Origin of the sequence: Pseudanabaena sp. BC1403 (assembly GCF_002914585.1) — a bacterium.
Taxonomy (GTDB): domain Bacteria; phylum Cyanobacteriota; class Cyanobacteriia; order Pseudanabaenales; family Pseudanabaenaceae; genus Pseudanabaena.
In genome coordinates, this window is the sequence record NZ_PDDM01000030.1 from 36287 (window position 1) to 61151 (window position 24865).

21 protein-coding genes are annotated in these 24865 nt (G+C 43.3%); 6 read left to right on the forward strand and 15 right to left on the reverse strand.

The genetic code is table 11. The features are described from left to right. Positions 1–68 precede the first annotated feature (68 nt). Positions 69–527, forward strand: coding sequence for a hypothetical protein (locus tag CQ839_RS20905; protein WP_146048782.1), 459 nt, complete (start codon positions 69–71; stop codon positions 525–527). 113 nt (positions 528–640) lie between these two features. Here the strand turns inward: CQ839_RS20905 and CQ839_RS20910 are convergent, their stop codons facing one another. The 4 genes from CQ839_RS20910 to CQ839_RS20925 all read right to left on the reverse strand — a co-directional run bounded on the left by CQ839_RS20910 (position 641) and on the right by CQ839_RS20925 (position 5989). Continuing rightward, entirely contained in the window at positions 641–3022 is a 2382-nt protein-coding gene (locus CQ839_RS20910; RefSeq protein WP_103670236.1) for an NACHT domain-containing NTPase, read from the reverse strand. A 311-nt stretch (positions 3023–3333) separates the two neighbouring features. Further along, entirely contained in the window at positions 3334–4443 is a 1110-nt protein-coding gene (locus CQ839_RS20915) for an S-(hydroxymethyl)glutathione dehydrogenase/class III alcohol dehydrogenase (RefSeq protein WP_103670237.1), read from the reverse strand. A gap of 276 nt (positions 4444–4719) precedes the next feature. Beyond that, the gene (locus CQ839_RS20920; RefSeq protein ID WP_103670238.1) at positions 4720–5763 is read right to left on the reverse strand and encodes a DUF2157 domain-containing protein; all 1044 of its coding nucleotides are present in this window, start codon (positions 5761–5763) and stop codon (positions 4720–4722) included. A gap of 40 nt (positions 5764–5803) precedes the next feature. Continuing rightward, a complete protein-coding gene (locus tag CQ839_RS20925) occupies positions 5804–5989 on the reverse strand; it encodes a hypothetical protein (protein WP_103670239.1) in 186 nt (61 codons plus the stop codon). Positions 5990–6178: 189 nt separating this feature from the next. Here CQ839_RS20925 and CQ839_RS20930 point away from each other — a divergent pair, with 189 nt between their 5' ends. Then, the gene (locus CQ839_RS20930; RefSeq protein ID WP_181016277.1) at positions 6179–9625 is read left to right on the forward strand and encodes an NB-ARC domain-containing protein; all 3447 of its coding nucleotides are present in this window, start codon (positions 6179–6181) and stop codon (positions 9623–9625) included. 133 nt (positions 9626–9758) lie between these two features. On the opposite strand, the gene CQ839_RS20935 is transcribed toward CQ839_RS20930, so the two are convergent. From CQ839_RS20935 to CQ839_RS20970, 8 genes are all read right to left on the reverse strand, one after another. Beyond that, positions 9759–10229, reverse strand: coding sequence for a VOC family protein (locus CQ839_RS20935; protein WP_103670241.1), 471 nt, complete (start codon positions 10227–10229; stop codon positions 9759–9761). A gap of 117 nt (positions 10230–10346) precedes the next feature. Further along, a complete protein-coding gene (locus CQ839_RS20940) occupies positions 10347–10757 on the reverse strand; it encodes a VOC family protein (protein ID WP_103670242.1) in 411 nt (136 codons plus the stop codon). 68 nt (positions 10758–10825) lie between these two features. After that, positions 10826–11254 (reverse strand): YciI family protein, encoded by a 429-nt coding sequence (locus tag CQ839_RS20945; RefSeq protein WP_103670243.1) that lies wholly within the window; start codon positions 11252–11254, stop codon positions 10826–10828. 167 nt (positions 11255–11421) lie between these two features. Then, positions 11422–11781 (reverse strand): YciI family protein, encoded by a 360-nt coding sequence (locus CQ839_RS20950; protein ID WP_103670244.1) that lies wholly within the window; start codon positions 11779–11781, stop codon positions 11422–11424. Between the two features lie 102 nt (positions 11782–11883). Continuing rightward, positions 11884–12363 (reverse strand): DUF1579 domain-containing protein, encoded by a 480-nt coding sequence (locus CQ839_RS20955; RefSeq protein WP_103670245.1) that lies wholly within the window; start codon positions 12361–12363, stop codon positions 11884–11886. Between the two features lie 42 nt (positions 12364–12405). After that, positions 12406–12783 (reverse strand): YciI family protein, encoded by a 378-nt coding sequence (locus CQ839_RS20960; protein ID WP_103670246.1) that lies wholly within the window; start codon positions 12781–12783, stop codon positions 12406–12408. 137 nt (positions 12784–12920) lie between these two features. After that, entirely contained in the window at positions 12921–14165 is a 1245-nt protein-coding gene (locus CQ839_RS20965) for an RNA polymerase sigma factor (protein ID WP_103670254.1), read from the reverse strand. Between the two features lie 4 nt (positions 14166–14169). Next, positions 14170–14661 (reverse strand): DUF1772 domain-containing protein, encoded by a 492-nt coding sequence (locus CQ839_RS20970; RefSeq protein WP_219817830.1) that lies wholly within the window; start codon positions 14659–14661, stop codon positions 14170–14172. Between the two features lie 363 nt (positions 14662–15024). Between CQ839_RS20970 and CQ839_RS20975 the strand changes: the two genes are divergently transcribed. The 4 genes from CQ839_RS20975 (at position 15025) to CQ839_RS20990 (ending at position 18937) form a co-directional block, all read left to right on the forward strand. After that, positions 15025–17334, forward strand: a complete 2310-nt coding sequence (locus CQ839_RS20975) for a DUF3488 and transglutaminase-like domain-containing protein (protein ID WP_103670247.1) — start codon at positions 15025–15027, stop codon at positions 17332–17334. A 129-nt stretch (positions 17335–17463) separates the two neighbouring features. Then, positions 17464–17949: an allophycocyanin subunit alpha-B gene (apcD, locus tag CQ839_RS20980; protein ID WP_103670256.1), complete on the forward strand. Its 486-nt coding sequence runs from the start codon at positions 17464–17466 to the stop codon at positions 17947–17949. 295 nt (positions 17950–18244) lie between these two features. Then, complete coding sequence (locus CQ839_RS20985; protein ID WP_103670248.1) at positions 18245–18577, forward strand: DUF433 domain-containing protein; 333 nt, start codon at positions 18245–18247, stop codon at positions 18575–18577. Positions 18578–18583: 6 nt separating this feature from the next. Continuing rightward, a complete protein-coding gene (locus tag CQ839_RS20990) occupies positions 18584–18937 on the forward strand; it encodes a DUF5615 family PIN-like protein (RefSeq protein WP_103670249.1) in 354 nt (117 codons plus the stop codon). Between the two features lie 136 nt (positions 18938–19073). Here the strand turns inward: CQ839_RS20990 and CQ839_RS20995 are convergent, their stop codons facing one another. From CQ839_RS20995 to CQ839_RS21005, 3 genes are all read right to left on the reverse strand, one after another. Further along, positions 19074–22703: a PAS domain S-box protein gene (locus tag CQ839_RS20995; RefSeq protein WP_103670250.1), complete on the reverse strand. Its 3630-nt coding sequence runs from the start codon at positions 22701–22703 to the stop codon at positions 19074–19076. Positions 22704–22733: 30 nt separating this feature from the next. Then, on the reverse strand, positions 22734–24263 hold the full coding sequence (locus CQ839_RS21000) for a tetratricopeptide repeat protein (RefSeq protein WP_103670251.1): 1530 nt from the start codon (positions 24261–24263) through the stop codon (positions 22734–22736). A gap of 296 nt (positions 24264–24559) precedes the next feature. Further along, positions 24560–24805, reverse strand: coding sequence for a hypothetical protein (locus tag CQ839_RS21005; protein ID WP_103670252.1), 246 nt, complete (start codon positions 24803–24805; stop codon positions 24560–24562). Positions 24806–24865: the final 60 nt, after the last annotated feature.

Here is a 24865-nt window from a genome sequence, read left to right on the forward strand (position 1 = left end):
GGTAGAGCATTTGCGCTGATATTTGTAAATTATCACCGAAATCTCGATATGCAAATGCTCTACCCTCTGTGCTTTTAACCATAATTTATGACTGCGGTTTGGGGATGATCGGTGAATGCGCGAGGTTTAGGGCAGAGCATTACCGAATGGAGGGGATTGTTAATTTTATAAATTGTGGCTGTAATGCTCTGCCCCTACGCCAACAACAGGAAAACCAACGTAGGGGTAGAGCATTTGCGCCGATATCTCTCAACTCTCCACGACAATCTACATTCGCAAATGCTCTACCCTCTTCGCTTTTATCGAAAATTTATTTCTGTGGTTTGGGAATGATTGGTGAATGTTGTAGGTTTAGGGCGGTTTGGGGATTATCGATGAATGTTGGAGGTTTTGGGCAGAGCATTACCGAATGGAGAGAATTGGTTAATTTTATAAATTGTGGCTGTAATGCTCTGCCCCTAAGAAATGATGGCAAATTGTTACAATCGCAAGGTGGATTGCCAGAAATTTTCGGAAAATGGCGATGATGATGGTGAAGACGCTGGTGACAGGTAACGAAACGCTGGAATACTGATTATGTCGTAGGAAATTGTTGATTTACAAAAGTTAATAGAAGCGTGAAAACTATTTGGTTTACACTTCACAAATCTTGACGAGAGAAAATAAGTACGCTCCCAATCCCCCAAAGCCCTCCCTTCGGCACGCTCTCATCTCTCCACATTCTCCTATAAGAAGACCAGAATCCTAACGGGAGATGCCCCTCAACACTCATGAAATTATCCTCAAAAAATGATTGGGGATAGTCCACCCAGTTACCATCACTTTTCCATGCAATGCGATCACAAAATTTGTTCCAAGTCGCAGAACTAAGAGAACTAAAATCTATCTTACCAAGACATTCCTCGTAAATTTTTTTTTGGACGCTAAACCCATACAGCCCGTTGCTATATTCCACCCATAGATTATTGATCGCCAATAACTCATCACATGGGAAATTACGCAAATCATCCTCGCTAAACCATCGTCCCTTATCCTTGCCCACTGCCGTAATCATCAAGCGATAGGTTTCCTGATCTGCCTCATACCATTGCTGATTTTCGAGGTATTCTTCTAACTTCTGATAGCGCGAATTAGTGACAGATTGCTTCGCTCCTACTAGTGCTTTCTGTTCGGCAATTGATAAATTTAAGCGCTTCTCAGACTGCTTATAAATGAGATAGGCGAGATCGTTGTGCTTTTGGCTGAGAGCCTCTTGGATTAATTTGGTTGGATTAATCATTGCAGCATAAAACAAGACAACATCTTTCCATGCACTAATTCCTAAGCATTTGAAGAGGAGTTTTTCACCACCTTCTTTCAACCTGACCAGTTCACATGCAGCCAAAAATTCTTGAAAACTGAGATGGGCAAATTGGTAAATATTTCCATCCATTTTTACTAGCAACTCACTGATATTTTCCGATTGCGTCAGAAAATCTTGGGCAGATACATCGGGATCTATTTTTCCCAGCGCGATCGCTATGTACTCCAGCAAATCAGCTTGAGAGATCTGCTTAAATCCCTCCTTTTCAAAGTGTTCTAAAGATATAGCTAAATCAGTAAAATATGTCTTTGAGCCACCACACATCATTTGTAACGCCACAAATTGTAATACTTCCTGTCGCTGATTAATCGAATTGAGAACTAAGATAATACTTCTAGCACTCGCTCGCCGCCCCAATTGCAACTCGCAAATATCTTGATATAGCTCCACCTTACGCTGCGGCAACTCCGATCCCTGCTTATTGTCCCGATGAAATCGCGCCATCATATTCAACAGCAACACATTCCCCGCAATATCATTCAACTCTGGACGTGCCTTAATTTGTTCCAATAGAGACTTTGCTCTTTCCTTAGCCTTTGCCTCCACATCAGGAGTATTCCGCCCAGCTCTCGCATAGCGCTCTTGGCACAAATACCACTGCTCCACAAACTGTTTACGCTGTTCCTGATTAAAATCCTGAATCCAAAAACCCGCCGTTGGTTTTCGAGCCACATAGTCCTCACGATAAGCCGTTGGGCGCGAAGTCATAATAAAAACTGCCTCATGATATTTCTGCATCTCTGCACTCAACCACTCGCTTACCTTTGCCCTCTCCGCAGGCGGTACTTCATCAAATCCATCAAACATTACCAAAGCATCACCTTTTCGCAGCAAATTTAGCGCCCAATTCGGTGGAACTGTTTCTAATTCCTTAATCTTGGATAATCGCCCAATGTGAAACTTGGTCAATAGTTCAGTCAAATCTGGCGGATTCTCTTTGGTGATCTCCTTCCAACATCCTGCTAAATACAGCAAAAATGGCACAAACTTATGAGCCTTATATTTGCGAAAATCACCCTTGCAATATTCGCCAGTGCTGTAAATGTAAGTAAGATGCTTTAACAAAGTTGATTTGCCATAGCCACCCCAAGCCCTAATCGCAATCTGACGCAACCGATTATCCTGCTTTACCCTTTCCAGCAATTCCCAAATCTGGATCTGCTGGCAACTTTCATCGCGATCGCGAAATTCATAACCCGATGCAATGGAATCTGATGATAGCTCCAAAGGCACAAACACCTCACGCAGCAAAGGATTATTCACAGGCAAATTCTCATCTTCCCGCAATCCCACCGCATAGTCTTCATGACAGTCCCACATCTGACATTGGAGATATTTCTCCGTAAAACCAAGCGTTTTCCAGTTTGCCGCTACATTTTCGCTAAGCTTTTCGATTCCCCGATCCGCCGATTCTCCTAAACCCTTAAAGCGCTTTTTATTGCCTTCATGGATTGGTTGCAGCAAAGCCGCGCCATAGGATATGCCTGCACCAATTACCATCGAGGCGATCGCCTTGGAAATATCACTCGCCATAAACAACTGCCAAAACGCGCCAATCCCACCACCAGCAATGCCACCAGTCTTGATCGTTTTCAAAACAATATCGGTGATCTGTTCTTCGAGAGATAGCTTTGATTTTGATTCTGGCTCTTGAGTCATGGTGTTTAGGACGATCGCATTTCACGCATTATAAACCGATAAAAAAATATATCGGTAAGACAAAAAGCGAGAAATCAAAAACTATCTAAAAATATGAACTATCGCGATCGCCTATCATCACATCTATATTATCGTAAGGAAGTTTATCGTTATTTTCAGTAAAGGTTAGATGGTGCGTTACGCTAGGGCTAACGCACCCTACTGGATAGACATATCTAATTTAGTACATTAAGAAAATCTTAGAATGTTCATGCAGCAAGCATTTAACCTAAAATCTATTACATCATTTTAGCTATGTCTATCCACTACAGTTAAAAGGTCAACACTGTCCGAATCGCGTCGCCTCTATGCATCATCGCGAATGCCTCATTGATTTCCTCAATCGGCATTACATTTGTAATCAAACTATCGATATCGATTTTGCCTTCCATATACCAATCGACAATTTTGGGAACATCAGTCCGTCCCTTTGCACCACCAAAAGCTGTACCTTTCCAGACTCGACCTGTGACTAGTTGAAATGGTCTAGTGCTGATTTCTTGACCTGCTCCTGCGACACCGACGATTACGCTCACACCCCAGCCTTTGTGGCAGCATTCGAGAGCTTGACGCATGGTTTGGGTTCTGCCGATGCATTCAAAGGTATAGTCTGCACCGCCTTTGGTCAAGTCAACGAGGTAGGGAACGAGATCGCCTTCTACTTCTAAAGGATTCACAAAATGCGTCATTCCCATTTTTTCAGCGAGGGCGCGTTTTTTGGGATTAATGTCTACGCCGACGATCATATTTGCGCCGACCATACGACAGGCTTGGATCACATTTAGACCAATGCCACCTAAGCCAAAGACAACGACGTTAGAGCCATATTCAACTTTGGCGGTATTAATCACTGCACCGATGCCTGTAGTTACGCCACAGCCGATGTAGCAAACCTTCTCGAAGGGAGCATCATCGCGGATTTTGGCTAAGGCGATTTCAGGAAGAACGGTATAATTCGCAAAGGTGGAGGTTCCCATATAGTGATGAATTTTTTCGCCATTGATGGAGAAGCGGCTGGTTCCATCGGGCATTAAGCCTTGACCTTGGGTGACGCGAATTGCTTGACAGAGGTTGGTTTTACCACTGAGGCAGTAGGAACAGTTGCGACATTCGGGAGTGTAGAGAGGAATGACGCGATCGCCTGCTTTGAGAGATGTTACGCCTGCACCGACTTCGACGACGACACCCGCACCTTCATGCCCGAGGATAGCGGGAAATAACCCTTCGGGATCATCTCCTGAGAGGGTGAATGCGTCGGTATGACAAACCCCTGTAGCTTTGATTTCCACAAGAACTTCCCCTGCTCTGGGGGGATCTAGTTGGACTGTCTCGATTTTGAGGGGTTGTCCTGCGGCGAAGGCAACTGCGGCTTTTACGTCCATGAATCTTCTTACATCCCTAAGTTTATGGCTGACGATTTATTTGAATTATACCAAAACACAAAATGGCTACGCCATTTTGTGTTTTGAAAACCCTTGCTGGGTTTGATTTTTAATTCACAAAAGTGTCGGCACACTTTTGTGAATTGGTATTATACGGGAGATAGATATATTTCACAGCTATGACAAATCAAAACCCAAATAAATAAGGGCGGCGCTTCACGCCGCCCTTATTTATTTGGGTTTTATGTCCAAGGTAAAACTTGAATTGCTTTAGGATCAAGTATCCTTTGGTAAGAATTGCAACAATGATTCAGGAAGAACGCGGCGTAACCACAATTCCCATGCTGTAGATTTTTTTTGGTATTGTACCCCAGCAAAAATTATTAAAACACCAACAAAAGAAATCACGATGGGAAAAAGTAACGAATCACGAAATACTGTATATGAAAGATGTCCTAGATAACCGAGAACACCCATAGCCCCGAAGATGACAAATACACGTCTTCTCAACAAAATAGATAGTAGAATCAAAAACAGATTGATTAGGAAATAGAGGAAGCGTTCCCATTCGCCACCAGCATTCATCAATGTTAAACCGCCCCAGAAAGCTGTCAATCCAGACAAATACAGCCAAAAGGCAAAGTCACCCTGATTGCGACGGATGCGTCGATCAATTAAAAAAGCAATTATGATAGTGGCAATACCAAACCAGAAAGAAACTAGACATCGCTCATTCCAAGCATATTCATTTTGACCAAAAATCAACGGAGTCAAATCCATTGACATGTACCATAGCGAGTAAGCGATCGGCAATGTGAGAAAGGGAAAGCGAATCCACCATAGTGCTAGTAGACCAGCGAAAATCGTGCCCAACTCCATATAAAACCAACTAGCTTTTATCAACATATGGTAGTTGCCATAGTTTCCAGGATCTCCATTTGGCCAGATCCCCATCATTCGCTGGAAGCCATAAATTGCTAGTGGAACCATGCACACAGCAATAGTTGTGAGCAAACCTCCAGGAATTTTTAGCCCGCGATCAAACCACAAACTTCTTCCTGCAAGAGTAAAAATTAGTATATAAATGCAAGATAGGGCGAAAATACCCTGTCCACCTAGTGATTCCCATGCAAGGGTCAGGAAGAAAAACATCCCAAAAATGACGATGAGTGCGCCAAAATAGTATGCAACATTAGTAAAATTAAATTTTGGTACATGCTGCTTCCTAGTTAGCAAAGCCTGCCAGAGTCGCTCAGCTACCTTTGCATCGATCAAATTTTTGTCAACTGCCCAATCCAGATCTTCTCTTTCAATTTGCATGGGGATCTTCCTTTAAATAGTCCTCTTGTTTCATCAACTATCAATGCCAGCGCATTGCATTGGCTAAATCGGCAATTGAGTAAGAATATGCAGGTACTTCAGAAGTATAGGAATTGCCTTGCCGATCGCTATAGGTTTGTGCCATGACTACGACTGGCAAGGCTAACGACAGCGAGATGACGATCGCTTTAACTTGAAAACCCTTGAGCCAAAAATTCTTGTTCATGTCCAACTCCTATTAGATATAAATAACGCTTGTCTAATAGGATGCCTGAGCTAACTTGGATGAAAGACTCACTTTTAGGATCAGTTGCAGGATCGTCAATAGGATCGGTATTTTGCGATCGCTATTACCGCGATCTGTAAAATAGGGCTAGCAATGAGTTTTAGCCCTTCAGAACTATCGCGAAAAAATATGGCAAAAGCGTCTAAACGAGGACAGCAAATACTCAAGGATAAATTGCGTCAGCTTGGGCTGTCCCAGACTGCTAGCCAAGTCTTAGAAAGGGCTGGATCGATTGGTGTGGCTAAGCGTTTTTTTCAGGGGGATGATATTCGCCAAGATACCTTCACGCAGATCTGTGAATTTTTGGGTGTGGATTGGCAAGAGGCGATCGCAAGGACTCCACAAGTAGATTTAAAGGAGGCTCAACAAGTTCGTGATTTCTATGGACGTACTGCCGAACTGCAACAGTTAGAGCAATTCGTAATCAGCGATCGCTGTCAAATTGTCACCATTTTGGGCATGGGTGGCATGGGCAAAACTTCCCTAGCATCACAACTCGCCCATCAATTAAAAGAAGAATTTGAATTTACGATCTGGCGATCGCTACGCAATGCACCATCTTTTGAGAGCATCCTCACAGATATTTTGCAATTTCTTTCCCATCCGCAACCACTTGATCTACCAGATAATCTATCCACACAGCTTGACCTACTAATGCGTTATTTAGATGCGCGGCGATGTTTGATCGTAATTGATAATCTGGAATCAATTTTGAGCGATCGCTATTACTATCGCTCTGGTTATGAAGGCTATGGTGATTTAATTAGATATATCGACGAACATAGCCATCAAAGCTGTTTGGTGGTGACTAGTCGCGAAGCACCACCTGAACTATCGCGATTGATGGGTGACAAAGTGCGATCGCTGCTTTTATCGGGCTTATCGCAGCAGGATGGATTGCAAATATTTGAGAAAGAATCTATTGAGGCAAATGATGCGGAATGGCAGGAAATCATCACCCATTATGCAGGCAATCCCCTCGCGCTAAAAATTGTCGCCGCAGGGATTCGCGATTTACTGGGGGGTGATGTTGCGCAAATGTTGACCTTAATGCGGGAAGGCGGACTGACCTTTGGCGATATTCAGGATTTGCTCCATCGGCAATTTTTGAGACTATCGCAAGCTGAGCAGGAGGTGATGTATTGGCTAGCGATCGCCCGCGAACCGATTTCGGCTATTAATCTCAGGGAGAGTTTACTATCGATAGAATCCAAGAAAAACCTGTTTGCAACTTTGGAATTATTGAAAAAGCGATCGCTAATTGAAGTTACGGCTAATGGATTCACCCTTCAGCCTGTGGTGATGGAATATGTCAATTATCAATTCATCGACAAGATTTGTCAGGAGATTAACTGCGCTGAACAGAAGCTGAATTTGCTCCATAGTCACGCTCTCATCGAAGCCACTGCCAAAGATTACATTCGTGATGCTCAAACTCGCTTTATCCTCCAATCTGTTGCTGATAAGGTGGGCTATCAAGCGATCGCCTTGGCATTAACTAAACTAAAAACAGAAATTCCATCGAAGCAAGGATATGCAGGTGGCAATTTATTGAATCTTCTCTGCTATCTACATATCGATCTGACGGGTTACGACTTCTCTAATTTATCGATTTGGCAAGCTGACCTTAGAGCCGTGGAACTCCATCGAGTAAATTTCTCTAACTGCGATCTATCTAAATCTGCTTTTCGAGTCACCTTTAGCAGTGTGATGGCAACTGCCTTTAGTCCCGATGGCAATATTTTAGCCACTAGCGATGTCAGGGGCTGGATTTATTTTTGGCTGATGGCGGATGGCAGTCAACTCTTCAAAACTCAAGCCCATAGCGAATTTATATTTGCACTTGCCTTCAGTCACGATGGTAAAACGCTCGCGAGCGGTAGCCTCGATCGCAAAATCAAGCTATGGAATGTGCAGACAGGAGAATGTCTCCTTGCAATGGAAGCCCATGCCCTAGGAGTTGCGAGTCTTGCCTTTAGTCCTGACGATCGCTTGATTGCCAGCTGTGGAGGCGATCGCACAGTCAAACTTACCGAAGTCAAGACAGGTAAATGCTTGATGACCTTAGAGGGACATGAACAGATCGTGCGATCAGTTGCCTTTAGTCCTGATGGTCAAATAATTGCTAGTTGCAGTTTGGATCACACAATTAAACTATGGAGCGTGCAAACGGGTGCATGTCTGCGAACAATTGTCGATTCTAGTGCTGTCTATTCCCTTGCCTTTGCGCCACAAATTGACGCGAATAGCGCAGATGGACAGCTTGCTAGTGCTGGTGAAGATTGTCTGATCAAGATTTGGGATATTAATACGGGGCAAATCGTGAGCGCGATCGCAGGACATCAGAAACAGATTTGGGCGATCGCTTTCAGTTCTGACGGTCAGATGCTAGCAAGTGCAGGTGATGATAAAACGGTGAAGCTTTGGTCAATGAGTACGGGTGAAGTAATTAGAACTCTGTATGGTCATAAAAATCGCATTTGGTCGGTTGCCTTTAGCCCCGATGCGAAGGCTTTGGTGAGTGGCAGTGATGATCGGATTGTGAAGTTATGGGATGTGGAAACTGGTCAATGTATTAGAACAATTCAGGGCTATCACAAAGCTACAAAGCCTGTTGTCTTTAGTCACGATAGCAATCTTCTCTTCTCGTTTAGTTATGAAGAACAGAGCGTCAGGGTTTGGGATGTTCAGAATACAAAATGTTTGAGAAATTTCGATCTGGGGACATCGGGAGTCATGCAAGTTGCCTTTAGCCCTGATCTGCAAACCTTTGCCTGTGGCAACTATGACCATTCGATCAAGATTTTTGACACTAAAAATGGAACCTGTCCCCAAATCCTCCAAGGACATTCTACGTGGGTGAGGTTTGTGATTTTCTCTCCTAATGGCGAGATGTTGATTTCAGGAAGTGGCGATCGCACAATCAAGATATGGCATCTGAAAACGGGAGAATGTTTAAATACTCTGTACGGTCATGATAGCCCTGTTCAATCTCTAGCTATCCATCCCAATGGTGAAATCCTTGCTAGTGGCAGTTGGGATGGCACGATTAAAATTTGGGATCTGCGATCGCATGAATGTCTAATGACTTTTACGGGACATAGCGATCGCGTTGAAAGTTTAACATTTAGTCAAGATGGCATGTTGATTAGCGGCAGTATGGATTGCACGGTTAAGTTCTGGGAGCTTGAAACTGTTAAATGCGTGAGGAGCTTACAAATTCAATTTCCTATTTGGACAATCGCCCTAAACCCAACTGCTTCAATCCTAGCAATGAGTGGAAATGCTACAGAAATAAAGTTGTGGGATTTGAACACTAATACATACTTAAAAAATTTAGTGAGAGATCTCGGCATTGGCTATATGGGTGATGTGATTTTCAGCGCTGATGGACAGATTTTGGCAAATGGCGGTGAGGATGGAGTTAATAGGCTTTGGGATATGCAATCTGGAAAGAGTTTAAAATCATTAAAAATCCCAAAGCCCTATGAGGGAATGAATATTACTAAGGTAAAAGGTTTAACGGATGCTCAAAAATCTACTCTCAAAGCATTAGGAGCCTCTGAGGATTTTTGATGATTTTCAATAATACCAATTCACAGAAGTGTTGTCACACTTTTGTGAATTAAAAAAGCAAGCCCTGCGCCCAAATCCTCGATCTGCTATTTCCTATGGGAATAGAAAAGAATCAACAATTTGAAATTAATGACTATGAGAGATATGCGTACCTCAAAGTTTCGATGTCAAGTTTATCCATTTGCAGCATAGCCGCCATAACTTTTTGGGATTTCTCGGCATCTTTATCCTGCAACATCACTCCTAAAGCCGTAGGAACAATCTGCCATGACACTCCAAATTTGTCATCTAGCCAACCACATCTGTTTGTCTTGCCACCTTCGGATAGCTTCTCCCACAATTCGTCTACTTCCTCCTGCGTTTCGCAGTTCACAAAAAACGATATGGCTGGTGAGAATGTAAAGTGTGGTCCACCATTTAACACTATAAATTTTTGTCCTTGAATTTCAAATGTTGCAGACATAACTGTTCCCTTAGCTCCAGGGCCAGCTTCTCCGTAATGCATCACACTCACAATCTTAGAATTTTTAAAAATAGAAGTATAAAAATTCATTGCTTCTTCGGCTTGACCATCAAACCATAAGAATGGGGTAATTTTTTGCATAGGACTTTTACTCTTCAAATGATTGTTAAAAAGAATTTATAGCCAAGGTTGACTTCGACTGTGCTAGCCATTGCGGACTGAGCGCAGTCGAAGCCTGAAATCCATCAAAATACTGAGCTAGGAAGCTTCCGAGCAGTTAACCATCCAAGGAATTCCAAAGCGATCGACAAACATACCAAATCGTTTAGCCCAAAAGGTTTCCTGAAGTGGCATCCGTATCGTTCCACTTTCTGACAATGTCTGAAATACTCGTTCTGCTTCAGCTACATCTTCAAATTGAAGATTGACGGAGAAACCCTGTGGTTTTTCAAAGTAATCAGGGGGAGCGTCAGAACCCATCAATACGATATCGCCAATGGTTAATTGGGCATGGAGAATTTTATTGCGCCATGCTTCGGCAGTTTTTTCTGCCATAGGTGATTCGCCGTGGGTCATCATCATCACGATTTTGCCACCCAAACACTGCTCGTAAAACTTAAAGGCAGCTTCACATTGACCGTTGAAAGTTAGATAGGGATTCAATTGCATAATGTACTCCTTGGGTTAATAAATGATTGCGAAATCTATGCGTGCGACGCTTAAAACAGTCTGAATGCTTAAACTTTGAGCTTTTCTGTCTCTACGCGGATGCGTTCTTCCTGTTCCCGAAGTTCAGGTGTAAATTCATCGCCAAAATCTGCCGCCTCAAAAAGCGGACGAATCTCAATCTCTGATTCTGATGGCATGGGATTGGGACAGCGTTTGACCCATGCGATCGCTTCTTCCATCGACTTTACTTGCCAGATCCAGTAGCCAGCCACTAGTTCCTTTGTCTCTGTGAATGGCCCATCAATGACGCTGCGATTTGCTCCTGAAAACCTTACCCGCACTCCCTTTGAGCTAGGATGTAGTCCCTCACCAGCTAGCATAATTCCTGCTTTGACCAATTCTTCGTTGAATTTACCCATGTCCGTAAGCAGTTGTTCGCTGGGCATCACGCCAGCTTCTGAGTCTTTGGTCGCTTTGACCATAACCATGACTTTCATCTTTCAATCTCCTGTTTACTATTGCTATGAAGAGTTAAGAGCGTCTCAACCTTTGCTTCACGATCTAGTCGAATGGGATGGCAAGAGATCGACAGGTTGAGCAAATTTTTCTAGAAAAGTTTTTTAAAAGCTGATGAGAAATTTGGAGCGCGTTCTATTTATGAAGACTACTTTTCTGATGGCAAGCCTGATAGCTCTAGAATCGGTCGAATTTCAACCGTGCCTTTGTGGACTGTGGGAATGCGTTCGGCGATCGCGATCGCTTCGTCGAGATTGGTTGCATCAATCAAGAAGTAGCCGCCAAGTTGTTCTCGTGTTTCAGCAAATGGGCCATCAGTTACTAGTCGTTTGCCGTCACGAATCCTCACACTAGTTGCCTTGGCAACAGATTGCAGAGGTGAAGCGCCCAAGTATTGACCGTTCGCATTCAGATCTTGGGTGAGATGCACTGACTCCGCGTAGCATTGCTCTCTCTCATTTTCTGTCCATGCGGTTTCGTCGCTGTAAATGAGCAACATATATTTCATGATCGATCCTCTTGAGCTATGATTATTGCACGGTAATCATAGCTCAATCCATAGCATGAGCTACATATATTTCAGGATCGATCGCTAAATATTTGTTGCGAACTAATGCTTGCGCCGATAATGCGCTGTCATGAACTGCTGCCACTTGCCATCATCACCAAGAATTTGCGATCGCATGATCCGATGGTCATCACTAACAAACTCAATGATGTCTTGATACTTAGCGATCGCACTCTGGCTAAAGTTTAGTCCTTCTGTATCGAGTGTAAGAATCTTTTCAGACTCATCAAGAGCGCCATTGTAAATCCAGAGATGCGTCATCATTGAGCCGATAAACGTTCCCACATACCGATTGATTTTGGGGTCATAGCCCAACGTCATAATGGTCGTACCACGATTACCATCGGGCATCTCACACTCGCCTTCTGCCACGATCCAAAGTCCGCCAAGCGATCGGACTATCTCAGTTCCTTGGGTCTTCGATGGTGGTTGGTCAGGTCCCATCATACATTCGGCTTCAGAAATCCATTCGCCAACGAATTTATCGAGCCATTGATGTTCTTTTTGAGGTTCAGCGTCCATATTTTGCTCCTAAATAGTTAATAAGGGTTTTCAAGTCTTCTCTTACAGATCTCGCGCGGCAACCATAGCGTTAATCTCCTCATCAGCCCCTCGAATCTCAAAAGCTCCGTTGCGAACCCCAGGGTGTTGGGACATCAACTGGATTGCGTGGTTCAGATCTCTAGCTTCAAGAAAGAGGATGCCGCCCAGATGTTCCTTCGTTTCAGCGTAGGGGCCATCTGTAATCGTGACCTTACCGTTCTGATACCGCAGTGTTGCGGCATTGCGGATGCTTTGGAGAGCTTCGCCACCAACAAAGTGTCCGCCTCGACGTAGCTCGTCGTCATAGGCTAAACATTCCTCCATCAGCGCTGTGCGATCGCTTTCTGATATCTGATCCCATTTCGCCTCATCCATATATCCAAGGCATATAAATTTCATCGTTGCCTCCAGAGTTTCACCTAAAATTAGTTGCCTTCATCTAGTAGTCGTTCGGTGAAGCTGTAAATCGACAACGCGGCAAAATATTTTTACAAAATATCTAGAGCCGTTGCTCCGCAACGCCTCTAGATATTTTGTTAGTTCAGTTCTTGGAGACGTTTTTCGAGAAACCGCCGCTCTGGTTCTTGTTTCACGAGCGCAAGGGCGCGTTGGTAGGATTCTCTTGCCTGTGAATTTCTGCCCAAGCGCCGACAGAGATCGGCTTTTGCCGCATGGGCTAAGTGATAGTCAGCTAAATCGCCATTCGATAAGATGGCATCGATCCGTTGCAATCCCGTTAGAAAGCCATCGCGCATCGCTACTGCCACGGCTCTATTTAAATCAACCACTGGTGATGGCTCTGCGCGCATGAGTAGATCATACAAGGCGACAATCTGTGCCCAGTCCGTTGCCTCGGCACTTGTGGCTTCAGAATGTACTGCGGCGATCGCAGCCTGAATTGTGTATGAGCCAAACTGTGGAGATGATAGCGCTTGCCGCACAAGTGCCCTGCCTTCCGCAATATATGCTTGATTCCAGAGGGAACGGTCTTGATCTTCTAGCAGAATGAGATCGCCTGTGGAGGATGTGCGGGCAGTACGTCGCGATTCTTGCATGAGCATCAGGGCTAACAATCCGATCGCTTCCGCATCTGGTAATAGATCCACTACTAGTCGCCCTAAGCGAATTGCTTCTTCCGAGAGGTCATTTCTTGTTAGAGATCTCCCTGATGAAGCTGCGTATCCTTCGTTAAACACTAAGTAGATTGTTTGCAATACCGTGTCTAAGCGATCGGGTAGTTCAGCGATCGCTGGCACTTGGTAGGGAATGTGCGCGTCGCGAATCTTAGCTTTGGCGCGGACGATGCGCTGGGCTAAGGTGGGTGGCGCGATCAGAAAAGCACTGGCAATTTCTTCGGTGGTGAGTCCACAGACTTCTCGGAGGGTTAAGGCTACTTGTGCTTCTCGCGATAGGGCTGGATGGCAGCAGGTGAAAATCAAGCGCAAGCGATCGTCTTCTACATCTTCATCCTCTGTAATTGTGTTATCGCTTGTGTTGAGATGTTGAGATAGTTCTGCTAAAGATGCATCGAAGCGAGTACGGCGGCGAATTGTATCAATTGCTTTGAAGCGTCCAACGGAGACCAGCCAAGCTCTAGGATTGGCTGGTATGCCATCTCGCAACCATTGTTTGACCGCTACGGCAAAGGCTTCATGCATTGCCTCTTCTGCAAGATCAAAGTCGCCAATTAAGCGAATTAGGGTAGCAAAAATACTCCGAGATTCTTGACGATAAACCTCATTTACGCGATCGCGGATCTGACTAGCATTGTTCTCATTCATTTTCTCATTCATGGAGGGCGATTGTGATTGCTGCTGCTGCCAAAAGTGCTGATATCGTTCGCACATGGTTCCAGATTGTCCAGTTGGTAAGATAGTTAGCCCATAGACTCGCGCCGTTAGCACTATCTGGATCGGCGATCGCTAGCGCATCATTTAGAGGCACATTGCACAGGATCGTTACGCCAAATGTGCCGATAAGATAGAACAAACTACCGATGAGTAGGTAAGCTGCCTTGGTTTGATACCAGTTTGACAGCGAAGATCCAGCAATAAATATACAGGTCGCGGCTGTTCCCAAAAATATTCCCATGAATAACGGATTGATCGCCGCAATATTGATGGATTGCATGGCGGTAAGACCTTGCTTCGGTTGAAGTCTGGCAAGAGCATTCATTACAAAAGTGGAGAAAGCGAAGAAGACTCCAGCCATCAATCCACAACCCAGTGCAGAGAAAAGCTTTAATGCAAAATAATGTTGTTGAGTGAATTGCAGCATTGACCTACGTTCCAATCAGTTAAGCGATTTTATCCCAATTCTGAAAATGGCGTGCCATTTTCAGAATTGGGACAACTATAGCCAATCAAGTCAGAATGTAATACCAATTCACAAAAGTGTTGCCACACTTTTGTGAATTAAAAACCAAACCCAGTAAGGGTTTTAAAAACACAAAATGGCTACGCCATTTTGTGTTTTAAAACCCAAAAGTAGAATTGCGGCGCGAAGCGCCGCAATTCTACTTTTGGGTTTTTATCAGGCTACAGCTATATAAAGCACTTGAAAAGCTCTACCCCTCTCAATTTGGCTTCACACTGTTTATACTAGGTGTTGAATGCAAATACTCTCTCACTTCAGAGCTATATGGATACGATTCAGCAGCCTCAACCCAAGATCGGTGCATTTGATAAATTGCGAAAAGCTTCAGAATTTACGATCGCGGGAGTTGAAGATTCGATTCCGTTGCGAGTGCTGGTGCAAATCTTTGTATTTATTAGTATTGGGGCAATGGACTCGGTTGCGAGTTCGGGAAATAGTGCTTGGGCAATCCCTCTAAGCGCGATCGCAGGAGTCTGGGCATGGTATGCAAGACGCAAACGTAATGTGATCGTGAAATTATTCATTGCGATCGCCATGATTAGTATGTTGGTCGTATTTCTCGGAGATCTGGTGCGGAATACCGATGAAACGAGGCTATTACTGGCAAGATTGTTAATCCAGTTGCAGGTTTTGCATAGTTTTGACTTACCACGCCGCAAAGATTTGGGCTATTCGATTGTGATCGGCTTGATTTTGATGGCTTTGGCGGCGACTTTAAGCCAAACGATGGTTTTCGCGTTGTGGCTCATCGCCTTTTTAGTGGTGGGGATTCCAATTTTATTACTCGACCACCGATCGCGTTTGGGTGTGCAAACTAGCGGTTTTCAACCCAAAAAAATGGGGATTTCTCTTTTACCTTTGTCGGGACTACTAGCGATCGTATTGGTATTAGGCCTGACAATTTTTGCCTTTTTACCCCGCTTACCAGGTTTTCAGCTACGCAACTTTCCTGTAAGCGTAAATCTCTCAGTGAAACGAGAGATGTCAAAAGGCGATATTTTAACGCGGCAGCAACAGCAGCAACAGGCTGGGGCAAATGGAACTGGCGCAAATGGCACTGGGGGAAATAGTGGTAATAACGAGCAAGAAACCTTACCCCAATTGTTTGCCCCTGAGATTGACACGGTTTCTGGGGCTAAACAGAATAATCAACGCAAACCTGAATTGGTAATGCGGGTGCGATCGCAAGCAGAGCTATTTTGGCGAGTGATGGCTTATGACGAATTTACAGGAAAGGGCTGGCGTATTTCTCGTAATGATCCCAAGCAAATCCGCACAATTAAACGTAACCCACTCAATTATGAATTTTTTGTTGCAATACCGCCCCATGCATCGATTGGCTTCACTAAAAAAGGACAGCCTATTGAAAGCCGAGAGGTAGTCCAAACCTATACGATTACATCGCCAAACTTTCCTAACCTTGTACCTGCGGCATCTATACCGAAACAGATCTTTTTCCCTAGTGAAGAGTTAGATATAGATCCCGAAGGCATGATTCGTGGACCTGGCCCCTTGCCTGAAGATCTTACTTATACGGTAATTTCTAATGTGGTATCTCGCAATCCAAAACTACTGCGGCAAATGCCCAACGAATATGCGAAGTCAATTCGCAATTATTATTTACAAGTCCCTGCGAATTTAGCACCTGAAGTTCGGAATGCGGCTCTAGATATCGTTTCTACTGCCAAAGATCCTAATGGCAAGCCAATCTCTCTAGATAATGTCTACGATGTTGTGGTACAAATCGCCCAAAGCATCAAGCAAAACTACGCGATTAAACCGCTAAAGTTTGATGAGTCTAAGGGCGATCTCGTATCACAGTTTATTGAGCAAGGCGGCGGTGAAGAAAGTCATTTTGTCTCAACCATGGCGGTAATGTTGCGATCACTAGGCATTCCTACCCGCTATGTGGTTGGTTTTGCCCCTGGCAAATTCAACCCATTTACAGGACTATATGAGGTTCAGAACATTGATACACAGTCAATGGTAGAAGTTTTCTTCCCTGCCTATGGCTGGGTTGCCTTTGATCCCGTGCCAAATCGTCCTCTGTTTCCGCCATCGATTGAGGAAAATCGGACATTTGGCGTGATGCAGACCTTTTGGAATTGGATTGCTCAATTTTTGCCGAGTCCAGTTAACAAATTTTTTGAATCGCTATTTGAAAGTATTAGTAAGTTTGTGGGCGGTTTGGTGAATTGGCTGATTGAAATGGGCTGGATCGGGATTGGTTTTGGCTTAGCGATCGCCTTTGGCATCGGTATTGGTGGCTGGGCATTGTGGCAATTTGCGATTTGGTGGTGGCAATTGCAACGCTTGCAAAAAATGCCAATCCCGCAGCGCACCTATCAACAAATGCTGCAATGGCTATCGGAACAAGGTAAGCCTAAATCTTCTTACCAAACCCCTCAAGAATATGTAGCTAGTCTTGGCGATCGCGTCTCCGAGAACCAAGCCTCTGCGATCGCCAAAATTACACAGATTTATCAAGATTGGCGCTATGGAGATCGGGCGATCAGCTATAACCTAGCTACAGAGCTAAAAATGTTGCTCAAGCAATTAAAAATCAAAAGATAAAGTGGCGGCTCTTCGCGCCGCCACTTTATCTTTTGATTATGAAGATTTGTGATTTTATTACAAATTCTTGGCGGATTCACCGCTTTTGGTAGACTAGATGGCGAATATATTAAATTTTTTATTTTAATTATGAGTGTAGTTAGTCAAGTTTTAGAAAGAGCCGACGAAGAACTCCGCTATCCCAGCATTTCTGAGTTGCAAAGTGTGCAAAACTTTCTCGCCACTGGCGCTCAAAGGGTGCGAATTGCCACAGTATTGGCAGAAAGCGAAGATAAAATCGTCAAAAAAGCCACCACAGAACTATTTAGAATTCATCCTGATTACATCTCTCCAGGCGGAAATGCCTATGGTCAAAAGCAACGCAGCCAGTGCCTGAGAGATTTCACATGGTACATCCGCCTCACAACCTACGGAGTATTGGCAGGCGATAAGGAGCCCATCGAAAAAATCGGCATCATCGGTGTCCGCGAAATGTACAGCTCCCTTGGTGTTCCTTTGGTAGGTATGGCTGATGCAGTGCGCTGCCTCAAGAATGCATCTCTAGCATTACTCAGCAAAGATGATGCTGCTACCACTGAGCCTTACTTTGATTACATCATTCAAGCAATGTCTTAATTCTTTGATTTATCCAAACAACAAAAGCCTCGCAATGCGAGGCTTTTGTTGTTTGGATGCTATGTAGGATGGGTTAGCGATCGCGTAACCCATAATTTTTGCCTAATTGATGCGTTATCCCAATTCACAAAAGTGAGACAACACTTCTGTGAATTAAAAACCAAACCCTGTAAGGGTTTTAAAAACATAAAATGGCGTAGCCATTTTGTGTTTTGGTATTACGTTGCACTAACCCATCCTACAAAACTTAAGTCTTCCTACTTATAATTGATGATAGTTATTGAAGTTAAAATCTATGACACTAACAATTGCAGTTGAAGCTGCACCCTTAGAGACTGATTTTGATGGTGTTGTCCGAGTTGGCAAAACCCGCATAACCCTAGATACGGTTGTTACAGCTTTTCTTGAAGGTGCAACAGTAGAGGAAATTGGGGCGCAGTACACATCCCTTGAGCTTTCTGATATTTATTCAGCTATTGGCTATTACTTAAAACATAAAGTTGAAGTTGATGCATATCTTGTGGAACGTCAACTAAAATCCTCGTTGATTCGTCAGGAAGTAGAGCAGCGTTTTAATCCAGTGGGGATACGTGCGCGGTTATTGGCTAGACGAGATGGGCACAGTTAATTGAGCATGACGCGATTTCTTGCTGATGAGAATTTCAATAATCACATTGTGCGTGGTGTTTTGCAGCAAAGCCGTGATGTTGATATTGTGCGCGTTCAAGATGTCGGCTTATCAGGAAAAGATGACCCGACTGTTTTAGAGTGGGCTGCACAGAATGGGCGGGTTCTCTTAACTCATGATGTTGCAACAATGATCACCTTTGCTTACAACCGAATTGAAGCAGGATTAACTATGACTGGGTTGTTTGAAGTGAGTCGTCGAGTTGCAGTAGGTTTAGCGATCGAGGAAATCATACTCATTGCTGAGTGTAGTCTTGAGGACGAGTGGGAAGGGCAAGTCAGGTTTCTTCCTCTACGATAATGTAATACCTAAGGACAAAATGGCTACGCCATTTTGTCCTTTTAAAACCCTTACTGGGCTTGGTTTTTAATTCACGAAAGTGTTGACACACTTTTGTGAATTGGTATAAATGTAAATTATAGTATTAGCCTAAAAATTATGCTAAAACTTCATGTCTGTGGGATTCTAAAAATTCGCGAATTCGTTTGATTTGAAACTCGCGAGCATAGTCTAGTACTTGATTTGCAAATGGACTAAAAGTGGAATCAGTTTCTTGTAGAAGTACCACTTCATCTTGAATCGCGATAATATCCCCCATCCGCGCAAGTTGCAGCAATCTCTCGACCGTAAAGCTTGGCGGCGCAATCATAGGTTGCCCGATCGCATCGATCTTGACATTGCTAATACTGATGTCAGTATCGTCGTAGATATTGCTATCATCATATTCCCATTCCAAATTGAGTAGCGATCGCATTGTATAAAACAAAGTATCAGGATCAATTGGCTTCGAGATGAAATCATTACATCCTACAGCAATACTAAGACTACGATCTTGATTGAACGCACTGGCGGAAACCATGACGATCGCTGTTTTCTGAAACATTGGTAACTGGCGTAACTGCTTTGTCGTTTCATGTCCATCCAGTTGTGGCATGACCATGTCCAATAAGATCAAATCTGGCTTAAAGCTTTGGGCTTGAGTGAGACAATCATAGCCATTGATTGCTTCGGCAACAATGAAGCCGAGTGGCGTGAGTAAATCATTTAATACCATGCGGTTTTCGGTCTTGTCATCGACAACCAAAATTTTGCGTCGATCTCCCAAGTAACCTGCGATCGTCCGACTATCGATCAATATCGGTTGAACATGATTAGGAACTTCAGTTAACTCAATTTCAAACCAGAAAGTACTGCCTTCATTTAATCTACTCTCCACATGCAGTTGTCCTCCCATCATCTCCACAATCTTTTGACAGATCGGCAAACCTAAACCTGTACCAGAGTAGCGACGAGCGCGATCGCCTGCCTGCTGAAATGGCAAAAAGATATCTTCTAATCTGTCAGGATCAATGCCCACACCTGTATCCACGATCTCAAATCGAACTTTGTAGTTGTTGTTCGGTTCACAGGGCTGAACATTTACGATCAGAGATACACTGCCGCGATCGGTAAACTTCACAGCATTTCCAAACAAATTAATCAGTACTTGGCGCAAACGCTTTTCATCACCATACATAGTGGTAGGTAATGTGGTCAGAGGTTGATAGATTAACTCAACATCCTTAGCACGTACTTGCAATTGAAAAATATCTGTAATGCTCTGCAACAACTTAGGAAGCTCAAATTCACTAAGATTGAGTTCTAGCTTTTTAGCTTCAATTTTAGAAAGATCGAGAATATCATTGAGTAAAGTCAGTAAATGTTCGCCACTACGCTGAATAATTTCTAAGCCTGCTTTATGCTTGTCGGGGTCATAGCTCCGCTTGAGGATTTGAGCATAGCCAAGGATACCGTTTAAGGGAGTGCGTAACTCATGACTCATGTTTGCGAGGAATTCACTCTTGGCTCGGTTGGCAGTATCGGCAACTTCTTTGGCAGATTGCAGTTCCTTTTCGGCTTGTTTGCGATCGGTGATATCTGTACCTACCGATAGAATTTCGATTAACTTTCCTTGGTCGTCATAAATCGGCTTATTTGACCAAGTTACCCATACATGCCGCCCATCTTTGCAAATATTCTCATTCTCATTGAGTTGATATTTTTCAGGAGCACAGCATATTTCGGCAATCATGTTGCGGAGATCTTCTCCTGATACATCTTTCGATGAGACAACTGTATCTAATACATAGGAACCAATGATATCTTCTAATTGATATCCAAAAAACCTCAATCCATAATCATTCAAGAAACAAATTCGACCTTGGGTATCCCATCGAAGAATGATGCAGTTTGCTGATTCCACTAGATCGCGATATTTCTTTTCACTCTCTTTAATATTTTCTTCGATAATTTTGCGATCGCTAATATCTTTGACTGCGTAGATCGCAAAAACATTACCGCCAAACTCAATTGTTTCGGAAGAGATTAACCCCGTGAATCTTTTTCCTTCCTTAGTCACAAAGTTTGCTTCGTAATTGAATACTCTCCCTTCAGATCCTAAAATTCCTAACATGCGATCGCGTTCTTCTAAATCAACCCACAGATTTAAATCTGAAGGAGCAGCACCGATCGCTTCTTCACGGCTATATCCCGTAATTTCTGACCATTTATTATTGACATCAATATGTTTATATGTGTCATTGGATAGTAAAGCCATGCCATCAGGACTAGACCGAAAGGCTTTAGCAAATTTTTCTTCCGATTCTCGTAGAGCCGCTTCAGTGAATTCATGTTCTAGAATTTCCTGTTGTAATGCATAGGTGCGTTCATCCACCTTTTGCACCAAAAGCTGTGAATATTCCTCCAGCCTCGTATGAGATCTCTTCATCTGGCGGCTCATCTGATTAAAGGAATTTGCTAAAATTGCTAATTCTTCAATTGCACAAGAATCTTCCACTTTTTGATCGAGATTACCATTAGCGATCGATTGACTTGCCTGACTAAGCTGAGTAATGGGGCGACTGATGCGACGGGCAGCAATGATTCCCAAAATAGCATTTAAGCCGAGGGCGATCAGACATAGCATCGCCGTTGACATTGAATTTTCTTTAATCTGCAACATAAAGTCAGATGCAGGTACAGCAACAACAATGCGCCAATTCAATCCGCTTAGCCCAGAGTCATTTTTCAATTCCCCAACTTGAACAAAGTAGGTTTCACCCTCATATTTGATCATTGACTGCTGAATCTCATTGTTGTTCGATACGGGCTGTGATTTTAGCCATTCAGCAACTGTGCGCGTTAATTTGTCTTGACTTTGGGTTGCAAAAATTCGCTCTGATTTATTCTCCTGTGAAGATATTTCTACATCCGAATTAGAAGTGGCTACCAATTTACCAGAAGGCTCGACAATGAATGTCTGTCCATGGCTACTAACTTTTGTGTTCTCCAAAAACTGATTGATGTCACCCAAGAGCATTGATACGCCTAAAACCCCTTGCAGCTCACCATTTTCCTGATAAATAGGCCTAATCGCAGTGATGGCAGGCTCTTCGGCCATCGAATCTGTATATACTTCAGTCCAAATACTTTGTCTGGTCTCAACTACAGTTTTATACCAAGGGCGCTCGCTTAAATTAAAGCTATTTTTTGCCATCAATAATGTTTGCGGCCGCCCAAAATTATCGGTCATAAAAGTCGAATAAGTATTTTCGATCGCAAATCGATCTTTGATTCGTCTTACTCCACAGTATTTGCCAGAAACCGTGGCGACATAGATATTACTAATGCGGGGAAAATTTTGCAGCTGTTTCCAAAAGTGAGCTTGAACCCTGATTTCATCATTATTTGGTTCTATTTGCCCTAACTCAATGCTATTGGCATTAAGTTGATTAAGAGTATAGGGAAGCTCTAAATAGGAATGTAAACGATCTTGAACTTGCTCGGTAACTTTGCGATGAAACTGATTAGCGAGCAGAAGAATTGCATTGTGCCCATTCCGAAATGATAACCACCCAATCAAGCCAACGATGCCGAAGGTGTTTAACAAAAACGGCACAGTGATCAATAAGCTTAGAGGTATTTTAAAGCCTTTGCATTTACAATGATTGGTCTGCGTAGGAATGAATCCTGCTGATACAGTGTCAAGTACGTTGGTGGAGGGATGATTGATCGGTGGTATGGTCATGGGCTTTTTGTTCTGTTGCCTTCCTAAGCTTTAATCAAATCCAAGTCTTCTCAATGCAATTTTACGATTTTGCCACACCTGTATTTCTTGCGGTGATATTTGGATGGCTTGATCATAGGCAACGATCGCTTCTTCGAGCATTCCTAGCCCGCTGAGGGCATTCCCTCGACTATACCAAGCAAAATGATCGTCGGGATTGATTTCTAATGCTCGATCATGACTAGAGATCGCTTCTTCATAAAGTTCTAGTTTGCTAAGTACTAGCCCCCGATTGTTCCATGCATAATAGTCATCGGGACGTAGCTCTAAAGCTTTATCATAACTAGCGATCGATTCGGTGTAATTTCCCCATTGCTCAAGAGCTTTGGCTCGACTATACCAAATTTGATGATCGTGAGGCTTGTACTCTAAGGCGCGATCGTAACTTGCTACTGCCTCTCTATACTTTCCAAGACTTTCAAGAGCGTAGGCGCGACTAAACCAACCCTGTACATAGTCAGGTCTAATGGCTAGGGCTTTTTCACAATGATCGATCGCTTCTTCATATTTGCCAATCATTCCACAAACTAAGCCTTTACCACCATAGGAATAATAGTAATCAGGCTTGTGTTTGAGGGCGAGGTTGTAACTATTGATCGCCTCTTCGTAGCGTTCTAACATGCTTAATGAGGTGCCAAGATTGTGCCAAGCAGCATAAAAATCTTCCTTATAAGTTATCGCTTGACGATAATTTTGCACAGCTTCTTCATGATGGCCAGACAGGTCTAAAGCTACGGCGCGGTTGTACCAAGCCAAATGATTGTCGGTACGAATCTGCAAAGCAAGATCGCAATTGACGATCGCCTCTTGGCAACGATTGCCAGCGACTAATAGACCTCCTTGCTCTAGCAGTAGCTCAACGCGGCGTTCGGAAATTAAGGGTTGAGCTGCGATTAGTTTTTGCAGATCCTCATATTTGCGATCGCGTTCTTCTTCAGTGATTTGAGCATAGGCTTCATAGCGATCGCCACTGACCCAGCGAAAAGTCTCCTGTCGCATCAATTCCATGTCAGTAGGAAACTCAAACACCTCAATGTTGCCTTTAAAAAATTCGGGATAGCTGTCAATAAAAAATTTGAGTGCAAATAAAGGCAGTAAAAATACAAAACAGATCGGGAAACTCTCTTTGAGTTTAGATTGCAGCAGACTCAGGTGGGCAAGCGGACGGGGAACATGGGTCAACTTCTCGACTAAATCATGATTATCTAGATCGATAATCTTATTCTCTAAAAATTCTTCTATACCTGTGACAAATAGTAGATTTACACCGTGTAAATCTTGTTCATTTACTAACATTTCGTGAAAATCGGCAATCGGCCGATCTAGCCTTAATACACGAATTGTTCGATTCGTTGCATCTGCCCTTGTCCTTTTAATAATTTGCTCACCCTCCGAAGGTGAACAACGCACAAAGAGCATTTCAAAATCTTGCTTGGTTCTTAATAGATCCAATAGGTGCTGATATTCTGTCTCTGGATTTTTTAGAGCGTCCTTATCCCAAACGTTTCCAGTGTATTGCATGGCTCTCCCATATTGACTGAATACTCAAACTAATCATACCAAAATTGTAAAATCCTGTTCAACCCCTTAAGATTATACCAATTCTCAAAATGGCATTATTTTCATCTCACGCAAGTCGCAATATCGTTTAAATATCAGAGGCCTCCTAATTATTCCTCAAAAAGCGATCGCAGAAATGTTGGAATGCGTCATGTTTAGCTCAATCTAATCCGCTGTTTTAGCTTAGCCTTGCCTCCAAGCAAGATATCTTGATAAATCAATGATTCTTTCATTATTTCGCTCCGCAGCTAGAGTTCTTAAGTAAGAATTGAGCGAATCTCTTGAATAAACTCACTTGGGGTTTGGAGTTTTAAGCCACTTTGCTTAGCTACATTAGGGGTAAAGTCTTTGGTATTGAGGCTTAAAAGTCGATCGCTTTGAGCTAATAAGGCGGCGGCTAAAATAGGTGCATCTTTAGATTCGATGATCGTTTCCCATTTAACTATAGCAAAGAAAGGGATAGTTAGGACAATTGACAGAAGGCTTGCTGTACGGCATCCCATAAACTTTCACATTTTCCTATAATCTTACTGACATGATGTTTTAACCTTGCCCAAAATTTC

Excerpts from the sequence above, each read along its gene's own strand:
- CQ839_RS20920 (WP_103670238.1), bottom strand. The coding sequence starts at position 5,763 with ATGCAAATTGAAAGAGAAGATCTGGATTGGGCAGTTGACAAAAATTTG.
- CQ839_RS20930 (WP_181016277.1), top strand. The coding sequence starts at position 6,179 with ATGGCAAAAGCGTCTAAACGAGGACAGCAAATACTCAAGGATAAATTG.
- CQ839_RS20945 (WP_103670243.1), bottom strand. The coding sequence starts at position 11,254 with ATGAAAGTCATGGTTATGGTCAAAGCGACCAAAGACTCAGAAGCTGGC.
- CQ839_RS20970 (WP_219817830.1), bottom strand. The coding sequence starts at position 14,661 with ATGCTGCAATTCACTCAACAACATTATTTTGCATTAAAGCTTTTCTCT.
- CQ839_RS20965 (WP_103670254.1), bottom strand. The coding sequence starts at position 14,165 with ATGAATGAGAACAATGCTAGTCAGATCCGCGATCGCGTAAATGAGGTT.
- CQ839_RS20995 (WP_103670250.1), bottom strand. The coding sequence starts at position 22,703 with ATGACCATACCACCGATCAATCATCCCTCCACCAACGTACTTGACACT.
- CQ839_RS20975 (WP_103670247.1), top strand. The coding sequence starts at position 15,025 with ATGGATACGATTCAGCAGCCTCAACCCAAGATCGGTGCATTTGATAAA.
- CQ839_RS20935 (WP_103670241.1), bottom strand. The coding sequence starts at position 10,229 with ATGCAAAAAATTACCCCATTCTTATGGTTTGATGGTCAAGCCGAAGAA.
- CQ839_RS20950 (WP_103670244.1), bottom strand. The coding sequence starts at position 11,781 with ATGAAATATATGTTGCTCATTTACAGCGACGAAACCGCATGGACAGAA.
- CQ839_RS20990 (WP_103670249.1), top strand. The coding sequence starts at position 18,584 with ATGACGCGATTTCTTGCTGATGAGAATTTCAATAATCACATTGTGCGT.
- CQ839_RS20940 (WP_103670242.1), bottom strand. The coding sequence starts at position 10,757 with ATGCAATTGAATCCCTATCTAACTTTCAACGGTCAATGTGAAGCTGCC.
- CQ839_RS21000 (WP_103670251.1), bottom strand. The coding sequence starts at position 24,263 with ATGCAATACACTGGAAACGTTTGGGATAAGGACGCTCTAAAAAATCCA.
- apcD (WP_103670256.1), top strand. The coding sequence starts at position 17,464 with ATGAGTGTAGTTAGTCAAGTTTTAGAAAGAGCCGACGAAGAACTCCGC.
- CQ839_RS21005 (WP_103670252.1), bottom strand. The coding sequence starts at position 24,805 with ATGGGATGCCGTACAGCAAGCCTTCTGTCAATTGTCCTAACTATCCCT.
- CQ839_RS20955 (WP_103670245.1), bottom strand. The coding sequence starts at position 12,363 with ATGGACGCTGAACCTCAAAAAGAACATCAATGGCTCGATAAATTCGTT.
- CQ839_RS20925 (WP_103670239.1), bottom strand. The coding sequence starts at position 5,989 with ATGAACAAGAATTTTTGGCTCAAGGGTTTTCAAGTTAAAGCGATCGTC.
- CQ839_RS20915 (WP_103670237.1), bottom strand. The coding sequence starts at position 4,443 with ATGGACGTAAAAGCCGCAGTTGCCTTCGCCGCAGGACAACCCCTCAAA.
- CQ839_RS20960 (WP_103670246.1), bottom strand. The coding sequence starts at position 12,783 with ATGAAATTTATATGCCTTGGATATATGGATGAGGCGAAATGGGATCAG.
- CQ839_RS20910 (WP_103670236.1), bottom strand. The coding sequence starts at position 3,022 with ATGACTCAAGAGCCAGAATCAAAATCAAAGCTATCTCTCGAAGAACAG.
- CQ839_RS20985 (WP_103670248.1), top strand. The coding sequence starts at position 18,245 with ATGACACTAACAATTGCAGTTGAAGCTGCACCCTTAGAGACTGATTTT.